We start from the raw sequence: 20,169 nt of genomic DNA, 5'->3' as shown, positions 1-20,169 counted from the left end.
CGACGCACCGGCGGCCGCACGCCCCGCGCGGCGGCTGCCGGGAGCGCTGCGCCGGGTACGGGCGGCAGCGGGACACGCACCGCCCGAACCGGCGTGCACCACAGAGGAACCAGGTTCAGCAGATGAGTACCACCCCGGTGCGCGGCAACGCGGAGCGGTTCCACGAGGACTGGGCCCGACTGCTCTCCGCCGACCACGGCATCGCCGTCCACCCCGGCCTGCTCGGCCGGCTGGTCGCGCGCACCGCCGCGCTGCTGCACCGCGCCCAGGAGGACGACCCGTTCGAGCCGCGACTGGCCGCGCTGGCCGGCGCCGAACTGGTCGACGCGCACTTCACCGACCCGGTGCTGCTGGCCAGGGCGGTCGAACTGCTCCAGGCCCAGCCCGTCCCCGACGACCGCGGCCCGGCCCTGACCGGCGCCTTCGCGGCCGGCTGGGCGGGGGCCCTGCGCGAGCGCACGCTGACCGAGCAGGAGGCGATCCGCACCGCCGCCGACTCCGCCCGCAAGGAGGCCGAGCGGGCGCTGCGCGCCTCCGAGGCGCGGTTCCGGGCGCTGTTCGAGAGCGCCGCGATCGGCATCGGCATCGGCGACACGGACGGCAACATCCTGGCGGTCAACAAGGCGCTCCAGGAGCTGTTCGGCGCCGGCCCGGAGGACATGATCGGCCGCCGGGTCGGCGACCTCGTCCACCCCGAGGACACCCCGGGCGTGTGGGAGGCGTACGAGGAGCTGATCAGCGGCAAGCGGGACTACTTCCAGTTCGACAAGCCGTACTACCGCCAGGACGGCGAGATCATCTGGACCCACCTGACCGTCTCGCTGATCCGCGACGACGACGGCACGCCGCAGTACCAGGTCGCGATGCTGGAGGACGTCACCGACCGCTACCGACTCCAGGAACGGCTGCGCCACCAGGCCACCCACGACCCGCTCACCGGCCTGCCCAACCGCGCGGCCTTCTTCGAGCGACTGGAGAAGCTGTTCGAGGAGCCCGAGCCCGGCGCCCGCTTCGGCCTCTGCTACGTCGACCTCGACGGCTTCAAGGTGGTCAACGACAGCCTCGGCCACGACATGGGCGACCAACTGCTGGCCGCCGTCGCCGCCCGGCTGAAGGCCGCCCTCAGCCCGCTCGGCCACCTGGTGGCCCGGCTCGGCGGCGACGAGTTCGTCGTCCTGCTGGAGAAGTGCCGGGGCGAGCAGGAGGCGGTGGCCGCCGCGAAGACCGTGCTCAGGGCGCTGGCCGGGCCGGTGCTGATCGGTGACCACAAGCTCGCCGTCGGCGCCAGCGTCGGCGTGCTGGAGCGGCGGGTGTCCACCACCACCCCCGGCGCCGCCGTCCGGGCCGCCGACCTCACGCTCTACCGCGCCAAGGAGGCCGGCCGCGGCCGCTGGACGCTGTTCGACCCCAAGGAGAACGCCCGGGCGGTCAGCCGCTACGCGGTCTCGGTGCGGATGCCCGCGGCCCTCGACCGCGGCGAGTTCTTCATCGACTACCAGCCGCTCTACCGCCTCGCGGACGGCCGGCTGGCCGCCGTGGAGGCACTGGTGCGCTGGCGTCACCCCCAGCTCGGCGTGCTCGGCCCGGACGAGTTCGTCACCACCGCCGAGGAGACCGGGCTGATCATGCCGCTCGGCCGCTGGGTGCTGGAGCAGGCCTGCGGCCAGGCCGCGGACTGGATCAAGCGGTACGGCGACGCCGCCCCGCAGCTCAACGTCAACCTGGCGGTCCGGCAGGCCCGCAGCGCCGCCCTGGTCACCGACCTCGGCCGGATCCTCGACAGCACCGGACTGGACCCGGCCCGGCTGCAGCTGGAGATCACTGAGTCGACCGTGGTCGGCCCCGAGGACGAGGCGCTGCGCACCCTGCACGGGCTGGTCGACCTCGGGGTGTCGCTGGCCGTGGACGACTTCGGCACCGGCTGGTCCAACCTCGCCTACCTGCGCGACCTGCCGGTCTCCGGGCTGAAGATCGCCGGCTCCTTCGTCGGCGACCTGCACGAACCGGGGAAGGACGAGTCCACCGGGTGGCGGATCGTCAGCGGACTGGTCTCGATGGCGCACGCGCTCGGGCTGAACGTCACCGCCGAGGGCGTGGAGACCCACCGGGACGCCGAGCGGCTGCGGACCCTGGGCTGCGACTGGGCGCAGGGCTGGCACTTCGGGCGCCCGGTGCGGCCGGACGAGATCGCCCGTCGAATCGTGGAGGAGCCGTTGGGGCGCCCGGTTGAGGAGCTGAGGCAGGCCTGACGCTCGGGCCCCGATCGGGGCCGGCTCGGGTTCCGCGGCGAACGGCGAACAACTGACCGCCAACTGATGACGGATGACAGCTGACAGATTTTGAAATCTGTCAGCTGTCAGCTGTCGTCCGTCGGCCGTCGTTCCGTCCCCGCGCGCGGCTCCTCAGCCGACCAGTCGGGAGAGCTCGATCGAGTGGCCCGTCCGCTCCGCCTTCGCCCGCAGGTAGCGGACGTTGCTCGCCGACAGGTGCACCCCGGTCGGTACCCGGCGCCGTACGGCGATCCCCAGCCCGGCCAGCTGCGCCGCTTTGTCCGGGTTGTTGCTCAACAGGTCGATGCCGGTCGCGCCGGTGGTGCCGAGCGCGCCGAGCATCTGGGCGGCCGCGGTGTAGTCCCGGCCGTCCTCGGGCAGGCCGAGCGCGGTGTTGGCGTCGTACGTGTCCAGGCCGGAGTCCTGGAGGGCGTAGGCGTCCAGTTTGTTGTAGAGCCCGATGCCCCGGCCCTCCTGCCGCAGGTAGAGCAGGTACCCGCCGGCCTCGCTGATCAGCTCCACCGACTCGCGCAGCTGCGGACCGCAGTCGCAGCGGTCCGAGCCGAAGACGTCGCCGGTCAGGCACTCGGAGTGCAGGCGAACCAGCGGCGTCCCGCCCTCGGGGACCGTGCCGAGCGCGAGCGCCAGGTGCTCGGCGCCGTCGGCGAGGCCGTGGAAGGTGAAGGCCTCCGCCTCGGTGCGGTAGCCGTCGGGGAAGGTCAGCGGGATGCGCACGCGCGAGCGCACCGTGGCGGAGCCGGGCTGCGGCATGGGCGGGTCTCCGTGGATCAGGGGTGGATCGGAGGGTGGAACGAGGGTGGATCGGAGGTCGACCGTACTAGGTAGTTCCAATTTGAACAACTAGCGGCCGGATGATGCCGGGCCCGACCACGGAGGCGCCCGGTGCCCCGGGCGGCCCCGACCGCCGCCCCACCACGGCTTCCAGCATGTGGATGGTGCGGGACCCGCGGTGTGGACACTGCGAGACTGGCCGCGTTTCCTGGGCACGTCCCTCAGGCCCGCCGGGACAACCGCGCCATGCCCATCGACGACACGGAAGGGTCCTGACCAGATGCCGACGACCCCCGCCACCCGCAACTCCTCCCCCTCCTCGTTCGACGCGGAGCAGCGCGCGATCGAGGCGCTCTACGCGGACGTGGTCCGCCGCAACCGGGGTGAGGACGAGTTCCACCAGGCCGTCCACGAGGTGCTGGAGACCCTGGCGCCGGTGCTTGCCCACCGCCCCGAACTCCTGGACGCTCGGATCATCGAGCGGATCTGCGAGCCCGAGCGGCAGCTCATGTTCCGGGTGCCGTGGACGGACGACTCCGGCGACATCCACGTCAACCGCGGCTTCCGGGTGGAGTTCAGCAGCGCCCTCGGCCCGTACAAGGGCGGACTGCGCTTCCACCCCTCGGTGAACCTCGGCATCGTCAAGTTCCTCGGCTTCGAGCAGATCTTCAAGAACGCGCTCACCGGCCTGCCCATCGGCGGCGGCAAGGGCGGCTCCGACTTCGACCCCAAGGGCCGCTCGAACGCCGAGATCATGCGGTTCTGCCAGTCCTTCATGACCGAGCTGTACCGTCACCTCGGCGAGTACACCGACGTGCCGGCCGGGGACATCGGCGTCGGCGGCAGGGAGATCGGCTACCTCTTCGGTCAGTACAAGCGGATCACCAACCGGTACGAGAGCGGCGTGCTCACCGGGAAGGGCCTCGGCTGGGGCGGCGCGCAGGTCCGTACCGAGGCCACCGGCTACGGCTGCGTCATGTTCACCTCCGAGATGCTGCACAGCCGCGGCGAGAGCCTGGACGGGCGCCGGGTGGTCGTCTCCGGATCCGGCAACGTCGCGGTCTACGCGATCGAGAAGGCGCAGCAGCTCGGCGCGACCGTGCTCACCTGCTCCGACTCCTCCGGCTACGTGGTGGACGAGAAGGGCATCGACCTCGACCTGCTCAAGGAGGTCAAGGAGGTCCGGCGGGGCCGGGTGTCCGACTACGCCCGACTGCGCGGCGGTCACGTCCGGTTCGTCGACGGCCCGAGCGTGTGGAGCGTGCCCTGCGACGTCGCGCTGCCCTGCGCCACCCAGAACGAGCTGTCCGAGGCCGACGCGCTGGCCCTGGTGCGCAACGGGGTGCTCGCCGTCGCCGAGGGCGCGAACATGCCCACCACCCCGGCGGCGGTGCGGGTGTTCCAGGAGGCCGGGGTGGCCTTCGGCCCGGGCAAGGCGGCGAACGCGGGCGGCGTCGCGACCAGCGCGCTGGAGATGCAGCAGAACGCCTCGCGGGACTCCTGGACCTTCGAGCACACCGAGGAGCGGCTGGCCGGGATCATGAAGCACATTCACGACTCCTGCTTCACCACCGCCGAGCGCTACGGTCACCCGGGCAACTACGTGGTCGGCGCGAACATCGCCGGCTTCGAGCTGGTCGCGGACGCGATGCTGGCCCAGGGCCTGATCTGACCCGTCGTGTCACGGCCGCCGGCCCCGAGCCGCCGACGGCCGTCGCCCGGCGATCGGTACCCGACCCGAGCGGGCACCGATTGTCGGGTGCGGCAGGGTGGGTCCTTCCTACGGTGGACGCAGTAAGGGAAGGACGGGGGTCGGCGTGCTGGAGCACCTGAACCAGGCGATGGACCGGATCGAACGGGACCTGGACCGCGAGGTCGACGTGGCCGAGCTGGCGCGGATCGCGATGACGTCGGAGTACCACTTCCGGCGGCTGTTCTCGATGCTCGCCGGAATGCCGCTGTCGGAGTACGTCAGGCGTCGACGGCTCACCGTCGCCGGGGCCGAAGTGCTGGACGGCGAACGGACGTTGCTCGACGTCGCGGTCCGGTACGGGTACTCCTCGGGGGAGGCGTTCGCCCGGGCGTTCCGGGCCATGCACGGAGTCGGGCCGGGCGAGGCCCGGCGCGGTGGTGCGGTGCTCGTCTCCCAGCCCCGGATGTCCTTCCGACTCGTCGTGGAAGGAAGCAGCAGCATGGAATACCGGATCGTCGAGAGGCCGGACTTCCGGATCGTCGGCCGGAAGGCCCGGGTCACCCTGATCTACGTGGGGATCAACCCGGGGATCGCCGAGTTCATCAAGGGGCTCGGCAAGGAGACGGTCGAACGGATCGCCGCCCTGTCCGGGGACGACCCGGCCGGGATCGTCTCGGTGAGCGACGGCTTCTCGCCGAACCGCGAGGAGGGGTCCGAACTCGACTACTGGCACGCGGTGGTGGCGCGCGAGGGGGTCGCCGTCCCGGCGGACCTGGACGTGCTGGACGTACCGGCGGGCACCTGGGCGGTGTTCACCAACACCGGGCCGTTCCCGCAGGCCTTGCAGGAGATGTGGGGGGACGTGGCCGCCCAGTGGTTCCCGTCCAACCCGTACGAGGCGCGGCCGGGCCCGGAGATCCTCCGGACCCGCCCCGTCCCGGGGACGGCCGACGCCGAGGCGGAGCTGTGGATCCCGGTGGCGCGGGCCGTGCGCGGCTGACAGGTGGCAGCCGACGGATAGCCGAAAACGGATAACCGAAAACGGATGACAGATGACAGCTGACAGATTTTGAAATCTGTCAGCTGTCATCTGTTCGTCCGCCCCCTGGCCACGCCCCACCCGCTCCGACGGCCACGCCCCACCCGCCCCGCCCGCCCCGTCCGCGCCCCGCCCACCCCGTTCGGCCCACCACCGCCCGCCAAGCTCCGCCCCCGCCCCGCATGCTGGGGCAGGAGGTGCGGGGGCCGAGGCGCCGAAGACCCGGGGGGCCCGAGCAACGACCAAGCTGCGAGGACAGACGTCATGAAGCAGACCTCCGTGACCACCAACGCCCCCTGCTGGACGGAGCTGGGCACCTCAGACCCGCCCGCCGCCCGGGCCTTCTACACCGAGCTCTTCGGCTGGCAGGAGGACCACAGCGCCCGCCCAGGGGACGGCGACTACACCCAGATGCTGGTCGGGGGCGCCCCGGCCGCCGCCATCACCCCGCGCTACGCCCCGCAGCAGCCGATCGCCTGGACGGTCTGCATCGCGGTCGCCGACGCCGACGCGACCGCCGCGAGGATCAAGGAGTCCGGCGGCCGGATCCTGAAGGACCCCGCCGACGCGTTCGACTTCGGCCGCTTCTCGGTGGCCGCCGACCCGTCCGGCGCGGTGTTCATCCTCTGGCAGGGCCGCTCCTTCAAGGGCGCCGGCGTGTTCAACGAGCCCGGTTCGCTCGGCTGGGCGGAACTGCGCACCCGCGACCCGGCCGGCTCGCTCGCCTTCTACCCCGCGGTCTTCGGCTGGGACGTCGCCCCGTCCGAGAGCTACCCCCAGTGGCGGCTGGACGGCCGGGACTTCGGCGGCGTGCTGACGATGGACGACCGCTTCCCACCGCAGGTGGCCCCGCACTGGCTGCCGTACTTCGCGGCCGCCGACGTCGACAACACCGTCAGCCGGGCGGCGGCGCTCGGCGGGGACGTGCTGATGCCCGCCACCGGCACGCCGGGCGGCCGGCGGATCGCCGTGCTGCGCGACCCCCAGGGCGCGGCGTTCGGCGTCTACACCGCCGGCGCCGAGGGCTGACCGGCACGCCGCAGGGCGCGCGAGCGACGCCACCCGGCCACCGCCACCCCGGCCGCCCCCGCCGTGACGGCCAGCGCGCCCAGCGGCACCACGTCGCCGACCCGGTCGTACCAGGTCAGCGTCCCGGGCGCGGTGAGCGGCAGCCGGACGGTCAGCGCCCCGGTGCCGTCGGTGCCGAGCCGGGCGAGCTCCCGGCCCTGGGCGTCGAAGGCGGCCGAGACCCCGGTCAGCGAGGCCTGCACGGCCGGCCGGCCGGTCTCGGCGGCCCTGATCGCCGCCAGCGAGACGTGCTGCTCGGGCGCCCAGGTGTGCTGGAAGGTCGAGGTCGAGGACTGGTAGACCAGCACCCGGGCGCCGTCCCGGGCGGCGGTGCGGCCCATGTCGGGGAAGGCCGACTCGAAGCAGATCAGCGCCCCGACGGGCAGTGGCGCACCCGCCCGGTCGGTGGCGGCCAGGAGGTGGAAGGACGTGCCGGGTGCCCGGTTCTCGCCCGCGGCCCGGCTGACCCCGGCGATCCAGCCGAGCATCGGCCGCAGCGGGATGTACTCGCCGAACGGCACCAGCCGGATCTTGCGGTAGCGGTCCACCACGCCGGTGGGGGAGACCAGCACCGCGTCCTTGGAGATCGGCCCGTCGGCCTTGCGGGCGTCCTCCCCGGCGACGACCTCGGCGCCGGTGGCCGCGGCGAGCCGGCGCAGCGCGTCCAGCGCGGCCGGGTCGCGGTCCAGATCGGCGGCGGTGCTGCTCTCGCCCCACACGACCAGGTCCACCGGCCAGCCGACCAGTCCGGCGGTGATCCGCGCGCTCGCCTCGAACCGGGCCTGCGGGTCCTCCACGATGCCGGGCTGGACCAGCGCCACGGTCACCGCCCCGTCGCCGGCCGGCGCCGCACGCAGCGCGAACAGCAGCGGGCCGCACGCCAGCACCAGCACCACGGACCCGGCGGCGAGGGCCCGCGGCCGCCGGTGCACCGCGGTCAGCGCGATCAGCACCCCGGTGTTCACCGCCGCCACCGCCGCGCTGACCAGCCAGATCCCGCCGGCCGAGGCCAGCCCGAGGATCACCGGGTGCTGCCACTGGGTGGCGCCGAGCAGCGCCCACGGCCCGCCGAGCGCGGGCCAGGACCGCGCGTACTCGGTGGTCACCCAGACCGCCGGCACGACCAGCAGCGCCAGCGCCGCCCGACGGGCGGTCAGCCGCGGCTGCAGCAGCCGGTGCACGGTGTACCCGACGGCGCTCTGGAGTGCCCCGAACAGCACCGCGAGCACGGGCAGTCCCGGCCCGATGGACGGGACCAGCCAGTACATCGCGGTCAGGATGAACCCCGAGCCGAACCACCAGCCGCGTACCGCCGCCTCCCGGCCCGACGGCGCCCGCTGCATCAGCAGCAGTCCGGGGACGAGCGCGACCCAGGCCAGCCAGGCCTGCCCGGGCGCGGGGAAGGCGAGCACCGGTACCGCTCCGGCCGCCAGCGCACCGATCCGCGCGCGGTACCGGTGCGGCGCGTGGGGCTCCCGTTCCTCGGCGGCAGGCGTGCTCAGGGTCGGGCTGGCGGGAGCGGAGCGACGCGGCATGACCCGTATTGTCCGCTGGAAGGGCGTACACCACCAGTACGTTGATCAGCCGAACGGGTGACGGAAACATGACGTTCGGAACCAGTGGCCTCGGCCGTACCAATGGACGCGATCGAACTGACGAGCGGGTCCGCCGGCGCCGCCACACCAGCCGACGCACCGCCACACCGGCTGGCGAACCGGGGCGGGCCAGCGAACCCGGGGCGGGGCGGCGAACCCGGGGCGGGGCCGGAGGACTGAGAGCCCTGGCCCCACCCCACCTCGCCCCGCCCCACCTCGCCCCGCCCGCGCGTGCGCGCGTGCGGGCTCAGCCCTCGCCGCCCTCCAGGTCCCCCTCGGTCTCCAGGAACGCGGCCTGCAACTGCTGGATCAGCTCCGGGTCCGGCTGCTCCCACAGCCCGCGGCTCGCCGCCTCCAGCAGCCGCTCGCTGATCCCGTGCAGCGCCCACGGGTTGGCGCCCGCCAGGAACTCCCGGTTGACCGGGTCGAGGACGTACTCCTGGGTCAGCTTCTCGTACATCCAGTCCGCGACCACGCCCGTGGTGGCGTCGTAGCCGAACAGGTAGTCCACCGTCGCGGCCATCTCGAAGGCGCCCTTGTAGCCGTGGCGGCGCATCGCCTCGATCCAGCGCGGGTTGACGACCCGGGCGCGGAAGACCCGGGCGGCCTCCTCGGTCAGGGTGCGGGTGCGGACCGTCTCCGGGCGGGTCGAGTCGCCGATGTAGGCGGTCGGTGCCTTGCCGGTGAGGGCGCGCACGGTGGCCACCATGCCGCCGTGGTACTGGAAGTAGTCGTCCGAGTCGGCGATGTCGTGCTCGCGGGTGTCGGTGTTCTTCGCGGCGACGGTGATCCGCTTGTACGCGGTCTCCATCTCCTCGCGCGCCGGGCGCCCGTCCAGCCCGCGGCCGTACGCGTAGCCGCCCCAGACCGTGTACACCTCGGCCAGGTCGGCGTCGGTGCGCCAGTCCCGGCTGTCGATCAGCTGGAGCAGGCCCGCGCCGTACGTGCCCGGGCGGGAGCCGAAGACGCGGACGGTGGCCTTGCGCTCGTCGCCGTGCACCGCGAGGTCGGCCTGGACGTGGGCGCGGACGAAGTTCTGCTCGTCGGGCTCCTCCTGGGCGGCGGCCAGGCGCACCGCGTCGTCCAGGAGGGCGACCACGTGCGGGAAGGCGTCCCGGAAGAAGCCGGAGATGCGCAGCGTGACGTCGATGCGCGGGCGGCCCAGCTCGGCCGGCGGGATCGGCTCCAGGCCGGTGACCCGGCGCGAGGCGTCGTCCCAGACCGGGCGGACGCCGAGCAGGGCGAAGGCCTCGGCGATGTCGTCCCCGGCGGTGCGCATCGCGCTGGTGCCCCAGAGCGAGAGCCCGACCGAGGGCGGGTAGGCGCCGTCGTTGTCCGCGCGGTAGCGCTCGACCAGCGAGGCGGCGAGGGCCTGGCCGGTCTCCCAGGCGAGCTTGCTGGGGACGGCCTTCGGGTCGACGGAGTAGAAGTTGCGGCCGGTCGGCAGCACGTTGACCAGGCCGCGTAGCGGCGAGCCGGAGGGCCCGGCCGGGACGAAGCCGCCCTGCAGCGCGTGCAGCACGGCGTCCAGCTCGTCGGTGGTGGCGGCCAGGCGGGGCACCACCTGGGTGGCGGCGAACGCGAGGACCCGGTGCACGGCCTCGGGCCGCCCGGCGGCGACCTTCTCCACCGCCTCGGGCGCCCAGTCCTCGGCCTCCATCGCCTCGACCAGGGCGCGGGCCTCGGCCTCGGCCGCGTCGGTGGCGCCCAGGGTCAGCGCCGCCTCGTCCAGCCCGAGCGCCTCGCGCAGGCCGGGCAGGGCGCTGACGCCGCCCCAGATCTGCCGGGCGCGCAGGATGGCGAGCACGATGTTGACCCGGTCGGTGCCGGTCGGGGCCTGGCCGAGGACGTGCAGACCGTCGCGGATCTGGGCGTCCTTGACCTCGCAGAGCCAGCCGTCGACGTGCAGCAGGAAGTCGTCGAAGCCGTCGTCCTCGGGGCGCTCGTCCAGGCCGAGGTCGTGGTCGAGCCTGGCGGCCTGGATCAGGGTCCAGATCTGGGCGCGGATCGCCGGCAGCTTGGCCGGGTCCATCGCGGCGATGTTGGAGTGCTCGTCCAGCAGCTGCTCCAGGCGGGCGATGTCGCCGTAGGAGTCGGCGCGCGCCATCGGCGGGACGAGGTGGTCGACGAGCGTGGCGTGGGCGCGGCGCTTGGCCTGGGTGCCCTCGCCCGGGTCGTTGACCAGGAAGGGGTAGACCAGCGGCAGGTCGCCGAGGACGGCGTCCGGGCCGCACTCGGCGGACAGCGCGGCGGTCTTGCCGGGCAGCCATTCCAGGTTGCCGTGCTTGCCGAGGTGGATCACCGCGTGGGCCCCGAAGCCGCCGTCCTCCCGGGCGGCCTCGATCCAGCGGTAGGCGGCCAGGTAGTGGTGGCTCGGCGGCAGGTCGGGGTCGTGGTAGATGGCGACCGGGTTCTCGCCGAAGCCGCGCGGCGGCTGGATCAGCACGAGCAGGTTCCCGGAGCGGATCGCGGCCAGCACGATGTCGCCGTCCGGGTTCTGCGAGCGGTCGACGTACAGCTCGCCGGGGGCCGGGCCCCAGTGCTCCTCGACCCGGTCGCGCAGGCCCTGCGGGAGGGTGGCGTACCAGCGGCGGTAGTCGGCGGCGGGGATGCGCACCGGGTTGCGGGCCAACTGGTCCTCGGTGAGCCAGTCCTGGTCGTAGCCGCCGGCCGCGATCAGGGCGTGGATCAGCGCGTCGCCCTCGTGGCCGCCGTCGCCGTCCTCGAACGAGGGGAGGTCGTCCCCGAGGTCCATGCCCTCCGCGCGCAGCCGCTCCAGCAGCCGTACCGCGCTGGCCGGGGTGTCCAGGCCGACGGCGTTGCCGACCCGGGCGTGCTTGGTCGGGTACGCGGACAGCACCAGTGCGAGGCGGCGCTCGGAGGCCGGGACGTGCCGCAGCCTGGCGTGCTTGACGGCGGTGCCGGCCACGCGGGCGGCGCGCTCCGGGTCGGCCGCGTAGACGGTGAGGCCGTCCTCGTCCAGCTCCTTGAAGGAGAACGGGACGGTGATCAGGCGGCCGTCGAACTCCGGCACCGCGATCTGGGTGGCGGTGTCGAGCGGGGACAGTCCGTCGTCGCTGCCCTCCCACTGGGCCCGCGACCAGGTGAGGCAGAGCGCCTGGAGGATCGGGCGGTCGAGCGCGGCCAGCGCGCCCGCGTCCCAGGCCTCCTCGTCCCCGCCGGCCTGGGCGTCGGCCGGGCGGGTGCCGCCGGCGGCGAGCACGGTGGTGACGATCGCGTCCGCCTCGCCGAGTGCGGCCAGCAGCTCGGGCTCGGCGCCGCGCAGCGAGGCGCAGTAGTAGGCCCGGGCCTGGGCGCCCTGGTCCTCGACGGCCCGGCAGAGGGTCTCCACGAAGGCGGTGTTGCCGCTCATGTGGTGGGCCCGGTAGTAGAGCACCGCCACCGTCGGGCCCTCGGACGTACGGGCTTCGCGCTCCAGCGGGCCCCAGGCCGGGGCGGAGGCGGGCGGGGCGAAGCCGTGGCCGGTCAGCAGCACGGTGTCGGAGAGGAAGGCGCCCAGCTCGGCCAGGTTGGCCGCGCCGCCGTGGGCCAGGTAGGCGTGCGCCTCGGCGGCGATGCCGGCCGGGACGGTGGACAGCTCCATCAGCTGGGCGTCGGGGGCCTGTTCGCCCGTCAGCACGACCACCGGGCGGGGGCCGGCCAGCAGTGAGTCCAGGCCCTCCTGCCAGGCGCGGCGTCCGCCGAGCAGGCGGACGACGACGAGGTCGGTGCCCTCCAGCAGCGCGGGCAGGTCCTCGGGGGTCAGGCGCGCCGGGTTGCCGAGCCGGTAGCGGACCGGGCCCTCGGAGGCCCGGGCACTGAGCAGGTCGGTGTCGGACGTCGACAGCAGCAGGATCATGAGAAGGCCCTCCCGGCCTCGTCGGTGGCCGGGGTGGCCGGGATCTGGGCCGGGTCGGCCGCGCGGTCGACCGGGGTGGTCGTGGCGGCGGCCGGGTCGGCCGCGGAGACGGCCGGAACGACCGTGGTGGCGGCCGAGGACGCGGGCGCGGGCATGCGACAGCGCTGGAACATTTCTGCCTTCCTCGGGGTCCGCGCCCCGGGCCGGTGGAGGACGGCAGGAGTTCCTGGCTCCCGCGGCCACCGGGCTACCGGTGAACCGCGGTCACAGTGGCGGGACCGCACCGGGTTCGCACCGGTTTCCTCCCCTGCGCCGTCGCTGGCGTTCGGACGGCCCGCGGGGGACCGTCCGCCAGCATCGTACGGGGTACGGCTGACCTGGGGGAGAGTGAGCTTTCGGACGTCCGGTTCGCGAGGCCGGTGGCGGGGCGGGCCTCGGGACCGGTGGCGGGGCCGGGGTGAGGGCGGGCAGGGGCCGGGATGCGGGCGGGCTCGGGACCGGGGTGAGGGCGGGCTCGGGGCCGGGGGCGGGCCGGGTGTGATGCAGCAGGCGGAGGCAAGCGATCGGATCATCTGTATGCTCGCCGCCATGCCACCGACACCCGACGCCACCGCGCCGGGCGCCGCAGGACCCGACCGGGAGGTGCCCGACCGGGGGCGTGCGGACGCCTGCCCCGGAGCGCTTCGTCTGCATGCGGCCGACGACGGCGCCCTCGCCCGGATCCGCCTGCCCGGTGGTCTTCTGACGAATCGTCAGGCGCTCGCACTGGCCGAGGCGGCCGAGGTCCTCGGCGACGGTGAACTGGAGACCACCTCGCGCGGCAACGTCCAGTTGCGCGGCCTGGCCCCGCACTGCGCGTCCGAGCTCGCCGACCGGCTGCGCGCCGTCGGACTGCTGCCCTCGGACACCCACGAGCGGGTCCGCAACATCGTCGCCTCCCCGACGGCCGGGCTGGACGCCGCCGACGGCACCCCCGGCAGCCGCGGCAACGCCGATGTGCAGGCCTGGGTACGGGAGTTGGACGCGCGCCTGTGCGCGAGCGACTGGGCGGCCGGGCTCTCCGGCAAGTTCCTGTTCGCGCTGGACGACGGGCACGGCGACGTCGCCGCGCTCGACGCCGATGTGACATTGATCGCAGGCCCGGACGGCACCCGGCTGCTGCGCCTCGGGCGCGACGACCACGGGCACCCGGTCGAGGCCGGGCGGGAGGTCACCGCCGTCCTGGACGCGGCCCGCTCCTTCCTGGCGGCGCTGCGGACGAACGGACGCAAGGCCTGGCACCTGCGCGAGGTCCCCGAACTGCTGCCGGCCGGCTCGGTGCCGCTGCCCGCCTTCGCCGGTGCCGCGCCCGCCGTCGGCGCGCTGCCCGGCGGACTCTCGGTGGGACTGCGCTTCGGCCGGGCGAGCGCCGGACAGTGGCGGACGCTGGTCGCCGCCTCGGCCGGTGAACTGCGGCTGACCCCCTGGCGCGGGGCGGTCCTGCCCGGCGCACCGGCCGACCGGCTGCCAGCGCTCGCCGAGGCCGGCTTCCGCACCGAGCCGGGCTCGGCCTGGGAGCGGGCCACCGCCTGCACCGGACTGCCGGGCTGCGCCAAGTCGCTGGCCGACGTCCGTACCGACGCGGCCCGGGCGTTGGACGCCGGTGCTGGTGCTGGTGCCGGTGCCGGGCCGGCAGGTGCGGTGCCCGCCCGGCCGCCCGCCCGACTGCCCGTCCGACTGCCCGTCCACTGGTCGGGCTGTGAGCGGCGCTGCGGTCATCCGGCCGGGCGGTGGGTGGACGTGCTGGCGACGGGGCGTGGCTACCGGGTGACGGTGAACGGCGCCGCCGCCGACGCGGCGGATCCCCGGGCGACGAGCGTCGGCGCGACGAGCATCGATGTGACGAGCATCGACGTGACGAACGAGGAGATGGCCGAGGCGGTCGCCGAGGCCAGGAGGACCACGAAGTGATCGAGTACGAGAAGGACGGCGCGTCCATCTACCGCCAGTCCTTTGCCACCATCCGTGCGGAGGCCGACCTGGCCGCCCTCCCGGCGGACGTCTCCCAGGTCGCGGTGCGGATGATCCACGCCTGCGGGATGGTCGACCTGGTCGAGGACCTGGTGTACTCGCCCGGCGTGGTCGCCTCCGCGCGCGCCGCGCTGCGCGCCGGTGCGCCCATCCTCTGCGACGTCAACATGGTCGCGAGCGGTGTCACCCGCAAGCGGCTGCCCGCCGACAACGAGGTGATCTGCACCCTCACCGACCCGTCGGTGCCCGAACTCGCCCGGGCGATGGGCAACACCCGCAGTGCCGCGGCCATGGAGCTGTGGCTGCCCCGGCTGGAGGGCGCGGTGGTCGCCGTCGGCAACGCGCCGACCTCGCTGTTCCGGTTGCTGGAGATGATCGAGGCGGGCGCCCCCCGACCTGCCGCGGTGATCGGCGTCCCGGTCGGCTTCATCGGCGCCGCCGAGTCCAAGCAGGCCCTGGCCGAGCACCCCTCCGGCCTGGAGCACCTGGTGGTCCGCGGCCGGCGCGGCGGCAGCGCGATCGCCGCCGCCGCCATCAACGCGATTGCGAGCGAAGTAGAGTGACGGATCCTCAGAACGCCACGGGCCGGCTGTACGGCGTCGGGCTCGGCCCGGGCGACCCGTCGCTGGTGACCGTCCGCGCCGCCGAACTCATCGGCAAGGCCGACGTGGTGGCCTACCACAGCGCCCGGCACGGCCGGTCGATCGCGCGGTCGATCGCCGAACGGTACCTGGCGGGTGGGCAGATCGAGGAGAAGCTCGTCTACCCGCTCACCGTCGAGACCACCGACCACCCGGGCGGCTACCGGGGCGCGCTGGACGAGTTCTACGAGGAGGCCGCCGCCCGGCTGGCCGCCCACCTGGACGCCGGGCGCGACGTGGTGGTCCTCGCCGAGGGCGACCCGCTCTTCTACGGTTCCTACCAGCACATGCACAAGCGGCTCGCGCACCGCTACCCGACCGAGGTGGTGCCGGGCGTGACCTCGATCAGCGCGGCCGCCGCCCGGCTCGGACAGCCGCTGACCGAGGCCGAGGAGACGCTCACCGTCATCCCCGGCACGCTGCCCGAGGAGGAGCTGACAGCGCGGATCGCGGCCGCCGACTCGGCCGTGGTCATGAAGCTGGGGCGCACCTTCCCGACCGTCCGCCGCGCCCTGGAGCGGGCGGGACGGCTGGCGGACGCGCAGTACGTCGAGCGGGCCTTCATGGCGGGCGAGCGGATCGCCCCGCTCGCCGAGGTCGACGACGAGACGGTGCCGTACTTCTCGGTCGCGGTGCTGCCGAGCAAGGTCGCGCCGCTGGAGCCGGAGGTCCGGCTGTCGGACGGCGTCGGCAGCGTGACCGTGGTCGGCACCGGGCCCGCCGGACCGCTCTGGCTGACCGCCGAGGCGCGCGGAGCGCTGTCCGAGGCCACCGACCTGGTCGGCTACACCACCTACCTGGACCGGGTGCCGGAGCGTCCGGGGCAGCGGCGACACGGCTCGGACAACAAGGTGGAGTCGGAGCGCGCCGAATTCGCCCTGGACCTCGCCCGGCGCGGGCACCGCGTCGCGGTGGTCTCCTCGGGCGACCCGGGGGTGTTCGCGATGGCCACCGCCGTCCTGGAGGTCGCCTGTGAGGAGGCGTACCGGGACGTCCCGGTACGGGTGCTCCCCGGGATGACCGCAGCCCACGCCGCCGCCTCCCGGGCCGGCGCCCCCCTGGGGCACGACTACGCGACGGTGTCGCTCTCGGACCGGCTCAAGCCCTGGGACGTGGTGGCGAAGCGGCTGCGGGCCGCGGCCGAGGCGGACCTGGTGCTCGCGCTGTACAACCCGGGCTCGAAGTCCCGGACCACCCAGGTCGGCCTTGCCCGGGACCTCCTGCTGGAGTACCGGGCGCCGGAGACCCCGGTGGTGATGGCCCGCGACGTCGGCGGCCCGACCGAACGGGTGCGGATCGTCCGGCTGGGCGAACTCGACCCGGCGCTCGTCGACATGCGGACCATCCTGCTGATCGGCTCCTCGCAGACCCGGGCGGTCGAGCGGGGCGGCGGTGTGGAGGTCGTCTGGACGCCGCGGCGGTACCCGGAGGAGTAGCGGGCGCCGGGTGACGGACGACGGATGACGGATGACAGATGTCAGCCGACGGACGTCAGATGACGGATGTCAGCTGACAGGTGACGGACGACAGATGACAGCGAACAGATTTCATCATCTGTTCGCTGTCATCTGTCATTCGTTCGCCGTCCTCCGGCCGCCGCTCTCCGCTCCGCGGCCCCGCTACCGGGTCGGCTTGGTGATCAGCAGCTCGGTGTTGTGGTCCGTGCCCGTGCCCAGCAGCGCCGTCGCGCGGCCGTTCGGGTCGTTGTACGACAGCTCGCGGTAGAGCGCCGCGAGGTTGGCGTCCGAGGTGCTGCCGAAGTCCGTCCCGTACGGTGCGGAGGACTCGATCAGCGTGGTGAACAGCGAGAGCGTGCCGTCCCCGTTGTCCGCGATCTCGATGATCCGCCCGTGCTGCGGGTAGTCGATGTGCGAGGCGGTGTTGATCTCCCAGAACGCCCGCTCCGGCACCGCGTGCCCGTGCGGCGTGATCTTGTTCATGTGGGTGTGCCCGTTCACCCACGCGACCACGTTCGGGTAGCGCTGGAGCAGCGCCACCAGCTCGTTGCCGTCGTGCCGCCCCTCGAAGATGTTGCGCGGGTCCGGCAGCAGGTTGCCCATCGTGCCGCTGGTGTGGTGGCTGAAGACGAGGACCAGCTCGTCCGTGCTCCCGCCCGTCACCTTGCGCCCGTCGGCGTCGTACCAGTGACCGCTGTGCGCCTGCAACTGCTGCTCCAGCCAGCGAAGTTGCGCGGTGCCCAGCGAACCGTCGGCGAACCCGGCCTGGTTGGTGGTGTCCAGGCTGATGCCGACCACCTTCTCCGAGATGCGGAAGGTGTAGTAGAGCTTGCCGCTGTTCGCCATGTCCGAGGTGAAGCCGTGCCCGTACGGGCCGGCGCCGGTGACCGCCGGGTTCAGGTGGGCCTTGGCGAACTCCTTGAGCGTGAACGGCCGGCGGCGCTCGTCCGGGGTGACCTTGCGCACCAGGTCGCCGCTGGCGATCAGCTTCGCCAACAGCAGCACGGCGCCCGCCGGGTCGCGGCGCAGCGAGTCCATCAGCTGGGCGGCCGTGGCGTCGTCGCAGCCCTCCAGCTTGTACTGGCCGGTGTACAGGTCGTTCAGCAGCCCGAGGTCCGGCAGCGAGCCCTCGATGCTGTCGTCGTGGTTGCCGACCGTGGTGTACCAGGGCGTGCGCAGGCCCGGCGCGTCGAAGGGACGCCCGGCGGCCGACAGGAAGCCGGGTATCTGCGGGAAGCCCTTCGCCTTGTAGCCGTCGCTGTAGGCGAGTTCGGGGTTCCAGTAGGCGGCGTTGCCGGAGTTCTGGACACCTTCGTAGCGGCCGAGATCGCCGGTGCTCTGGGCGAGCCGGCCGCCGCCCATGACCTTGAGGTACCAGTCGAGTTCGGCGAGCTCGTGGTTGTCGGTGTTGTCGCCGGTGGCCATCACCATGCTGAACGGCATCCCGGTGTAGGGGCCGCCGGCGAGCGAGTTGACGCGCTCGACGAGGGCCGACACGCCGCGGGCGTTCAGGGCCTCCTGCGGCCGGTACGCGCTGCCGTTGAACTTGGCCAGGTACTCGAAGCGCACCGGGGACTCGGTGTCCACCAGGTGCAGGTCGCTGAACTGGACGAAGCTGGCCAGGCCGGTCCGGCGGTCGTCCCGCCCGGTGGTCGCCGGCGCCAGCTCGCCGCGCACCACCAGCGGCCAGCCGGGCCCGGCCGTCAGCCGCTTGTAGCCGCCGGTGCCGACCGGCGTGGCCACCTGCTCCAACGTGGTCCCGGCGACCCTGACCGCCCGCGCGGCCGTCGTCGCCAGTGCCCGGTCGCGCGCCGCGGCCGAGGCGAACTGCGCGCCGCCCAGCGACAAGGCCGACCAGGCGGCAGCCACCGACGTACCGGTGAGGAACGTACGCCGACTCATCCCTGCCACAAAAACCCCCACATGCTGATGGCCCGGCGGGGCAGTCGACCCCGGCCGGGCCCACGTCTGTCATGAACCCGCTTCTGGCGGACCGCCAGATTACTCACTGGTAGGCGCGGCGGGCGAGGCCCGTGCGGAGAACTCTTCGGGAACGCGGGGCGGCCGCCCCTGCGCAGCTCCCGCACGAGGCGCCTCCACGCCGCGCACGACGCGGCCCGCCACCACCCCCGGTCGGGCCCCGCCCGGCCCGGTGGGGGAAAATCGGCGACGGCGTCCGAGGTGGCCGCCGAGCGGAGCGGGACGGCGCGGGCGCTGTCGGAAACGGGGCGCAGGTGGCCGCAGCAGGAGCCGAGCCGGGAGTGGGAGCCGCGGCCGGAGCGGCCGGAGCGGCCGGAGCAGCCGGAGCGGGCGGCCGGGCCGGCCAGCTGAAGAGCAGTGGCCTGCGGCCCGGCTGGACGACGGGTGCCTGCGCCACCGCCGCCACCAAGGCCGCGTACACCGCGCTGCTCACCGGGGAGTTCCCGGACGCGGTGGTCGTCACCCTCCCCAAGGGCCAGCGGCCCGCCTTCGCCCTCGCGGCCGAGGAGCTGACGACGGCCGAGGAGCTGACGGGGGCCGAGAAGCTGACGGGTGTCGAGGAGCCGGACGGCTCGACCTGTGCCGACGGGCCCGCCGGCGCCGACGGGCCGACCGCCGCGCAGTGGCCGGCCGCCGGAGGCGAGCGCCTCGCCGCCATGGCCGGGGTGGTCAAGGACGCGGGCGACGACCCCGACGTCACCCACGGCGCGCTGATCCGCTCGACCGTGCGCTCCGGCGAGCCCGGTGCCGGCGTGGTGTTCCGGGCCGGTCCGGGGGTGGGGACGGTCACCAAGGCCGGCCTGCCACTGCCCGTCGGCGAGCCCGCGATCAACCCGGTGCCCCGACAGATGATCCGGGACGCCGTCGCCGAGGTGGCCGCCGCGCACGGCGGCAGCGGAGACGTGGTGGTCGAGATCTCCGTCGACCACGGCGAGGAGATCGCCAGGTCCACCTGGAACCCCCGGCTCGGCATCCTCGGCGGCCTCTCCATCCTCGGTACGACCGGGGTGGTCGTCCCGTACTCCTGCTCGGCCTGGATCGACTCGATCCGTCGCGGGGTGGACGTGGCCCGGGCGGCGGGGCGTACCCACGTGGCCGGCTGCACCGGCTCGACCTCGGAGAAGGTCGCGGTCGCCGAGCACGGGCTGCCCGAGGACGCGCTGCTGGACATGGGCGACTTCGCCGGTGCCGTGCTCAAGTACCTCAAGCGCCACCCGGTGCCCCGGCTGACCATCGCGGGCGGCTTCGCCAAGCTGTCCAAACTCGCGGCCGGCCACCTCGACCTGCACTCGGCGCGCTCCCAGGTGGACAAGGGGTACCTGGCCGAACTGGCCCGCCGCGGCGGGGCGGACGCGGTGCTGGCCGAGGCGGTCGCGGGTGCCAACACCGCCCTGGAGGCGGTGCAGTTGTGCCGCGCCGCCGGGGTGCCGCTCGGGGACCTCGTCGCGGAGGCGGCCCGGGCGACGGCGCTCGGCGTGCTGCTGGGCTCGCCGGTCGCGGTGGACGTCATCTGCATCGACCGCGCGGGCACCGTCGTCGGCCGCGCGGAGCCGCTGGGGCCGTGACGCCGCGGGACGGCGACAGCCGCCCGGGTCGTGGCACCGCCCGGGACGGCGACCGCCGCCGGGGCCGTGACATTGTCACGAGTGTCACGACGATGCGACAACATCACCTGGTGATGTGAAGAACTGACGCCCATACGGGATGAGAAACGGACAAATGGAGTGCTTTACCGACCCCCGATTCTGTCGTCATCTCAGCCATG

13 protein-coding genes and 1 riboswitch are annotated in these 20,169 nt (G+C 73.9%); of the genes, 8 read left to right on the top strand and 5 right to left on the bottom strand.

Annotated features, from left to right (window positions below):
- Positions 1-122 precede the first annotated feature (122 nt).
- Positions 123-2,249, top strand: a complete 2,127-nt coding sequence (locus tag ACZ5OX_RS24225; RefSeq protein ID WP_465632873.1) for a putative bifunctional diguanylate cyclase/phosphodiesterase — start codon at positions 123-125, stop codon at positions 2,247-2,249.
- Positions 2,250-2,402: 153 nt separating this feature from the next.
- On the opposite strand, the gene ACZ5OX_RS24220 is transcribed toward ACZ5OX_RS24225, so the two are convergent.
- Entirely contained in the window at positions 2,403-3,041 is a 639-nt protein-coding gene (locus tag ACZ5OX_RS24220) for a GTP cyclohydrolase II (RefSeq protein WP_465632871.1), read from the bottom strand.
- A gap of 301 nt (positions 3,042-3,342) precedes the next feature.
- Between ACZ5OX_RS24220 and gdhA the strand changes: the two genes are divergently transcribed.
- From gdhA to ACZ5OX_RS24205, 3 genes are all read left to right on the top strand, one after another.
- On the top strand, positions 3,343-4,734 hold the full coding sequence (gene gdhA, locus ACZ5OX_RS24215; RefSeq protein WP_465632869.1) for an NADP-specific glutamate dehydrogenase: 1,392 nt from the start codon (positions 3,343-3,345) through the stop codon (positions 4,732-4,734).
- A gap of 145 nt (positions 4,735-4,879) precedes the next feature.
- On the top strand, positions 4,880-5,755 hold the full coding sequence (locus tag ACZ5OX_RS24210; protein ID WP_465632867.1) for an AraC family transcriptional regulator: 876 nt from the start codon (positions 4,880-4,882) through the stop codon (positions 5,753-5,755).
- A 303-nt stretch (positions 5,756-6,058) separates the two neighbouring features.
- Complete coding sequence (locus ACZ5OX_RS24205; protein ID WP_465632865.1) at positions 6,059-6,823, top strand: VOC family protein; 765 nt, start codon at positions 6,059-6,061, stop codon at positions 6,821-6,823.
- Here the strand turns inward: ACZ5OX_RS24205 and lnt are convergent.
- The 3 genes from lnt to ACZ5OX_RS24190 all read right to left on the bottom strand — a co-directional run bounded on the left by lnt (position 6,799) and on the right by ACZ5OX_RS24190 (position 12,489).
- Positions 6,799-8,397, bottom strand: coding sequence for an apolipoprotein N-acyltransferase (gene lnt, locus ACZ5OX_RS24200; RefSeq protein ID WP_465632864.1), 1,599 nt, complete (start codon positions 8,395-8,397; stop codon positions 6,799-6,801). The two genes, ACZ5OX_RS24205 and lnt, sit on opposite strands and share 25 nt — an antisense overlap.
- A 307-nt stretch (positions 8,398-8,704) precedes the next feature.
- Entirely contained in the window at positions 8,705-12,316 is a 3,612-nt protein-coding gene (cobN, locus tag ACZ5OX_RS24195; RefSeq protein WP_465632862.1) for a cobaltochelatase subunit CobN, read from the bottom strand.
- On the bottom strand, positions 12,313-12,489 hold the full coding sequence (locus tag ACZ5OX_RS24190; protein ID WP_465632860.1) for a hypothetical protein: 177 nt from the start codon (positions 12,487-12,489) through the stop codon (positions 12,313-12,315). Before ACZ5OX_RS24190 ends, cobN begins: the two co-directional genes overlap by 4 nt.
- A 47-nt stretch (positions 12,490-12,536) precedes the next feature.
- A riboswitch (cobalamin riboswitch) is annotated at positions 12,537-12,621 on the bottom strand.
- Positions 12,622-12,892: 271 nt separating this feature from the next.
- On the opposite strand from ACZ5OX_RS24190, the gene ACZ5OX_RS24185 reads away from it, so the two are divergent.
- Genes ACZ5OX_RS24185 through ACZ5OX_RS24175 form a run of 3 tightly spaced genes read left to right on the top strand, consistent with a single transcriptional unit; the run spans position 12,893 to position 16,403 of the window.
- Positions 12,893-14,266 carry a hypothetical protein gene (locus ACZ5OX_RS24185; RefSeq protein WP_465632859.1) on the top strand — a complete coding sequence of 458 codons (1,374 nt, stop codon included), beginning with the start codon at positions 12,893-12,895 and terminating at the stop codon, positions 14,264-14,266.
- Positions 14,263-14,889 carry a precorrin-8X methylmutase gene (locus tag ACZ5OX_RS24180; RefSeq protein WP_380692893.1) on the top strand — a complete coding sequence of 209 codons (627 nt, stop codon included), beginning with the start codon at positions 14,263-14,265 and terminating at the stop codon, positions 14,887-14,889. Before ACZ5OX_RS24185 ends, ACZ5OX_RS24180 begins: the two co-directional genes overlap by 4 nt.
- The gene (locus tag ACZ5OX_RS24175) at positions 14,886-16,403 is read left to right on the top strand and encodes a precorrin-2 C(20)-methyltransferase (protein ID WP_465632858.1); all 1,518 of its coding nucleotides are present in this window, start codon (positions 14,886-14,888) and stop codon (positions 16,401-16,403) included. Before ACZ5OX_RS24180 ends, ACZ5OX_RS24175 begins: the two co-directional genes overlap by 4 nt.
- A 183-nt stretch (positions 16,404-16,586) precedes the next feature.
- On the opposite strand, the gene ACZ5OX_RS24170 is transcribed toward ACZ5OX_RS24175, so the two are convergent.
- Positions 16,587-18,326, bottom strand: a complete 1,740-nt coding sequence (locus ACZ5OX_RS24170; protein WP_465632856.1) for a TIGR03767 family metallophosphoesterase — start codon at positions 18,324-18,326, stop codon at positions 16,587-16,589.
- Between the two features lie 359 nt (positions 18,327-18,685).
- Between ACZ5OX_RS24170 and ACZ5OX_RS24165 the strand changes: the two genes are divergently transcribed.
- The gene (locus ACZ5OX_RS24165; protein ID WP_465632854.1) at positions 18,686-19,969 is read left to right on the top strand and encodes a cobalt-precorrin-5B (C(1))-methyltransferase; all 1,284 of its coding nucleotides are present in this window, start codon (positions 18,686-18,688) and stop codon (positions 19,967-19,969) included.
- Positions 19,970-20,169: the final 200 nt, after the last annotated feature.

Source organism: Kitasatospora sp. NPDC032121 (genome assembly GCF_055580145.1).
This window is presented reverse-complemented; position numbering and strand designations above follow the sequence as displayed.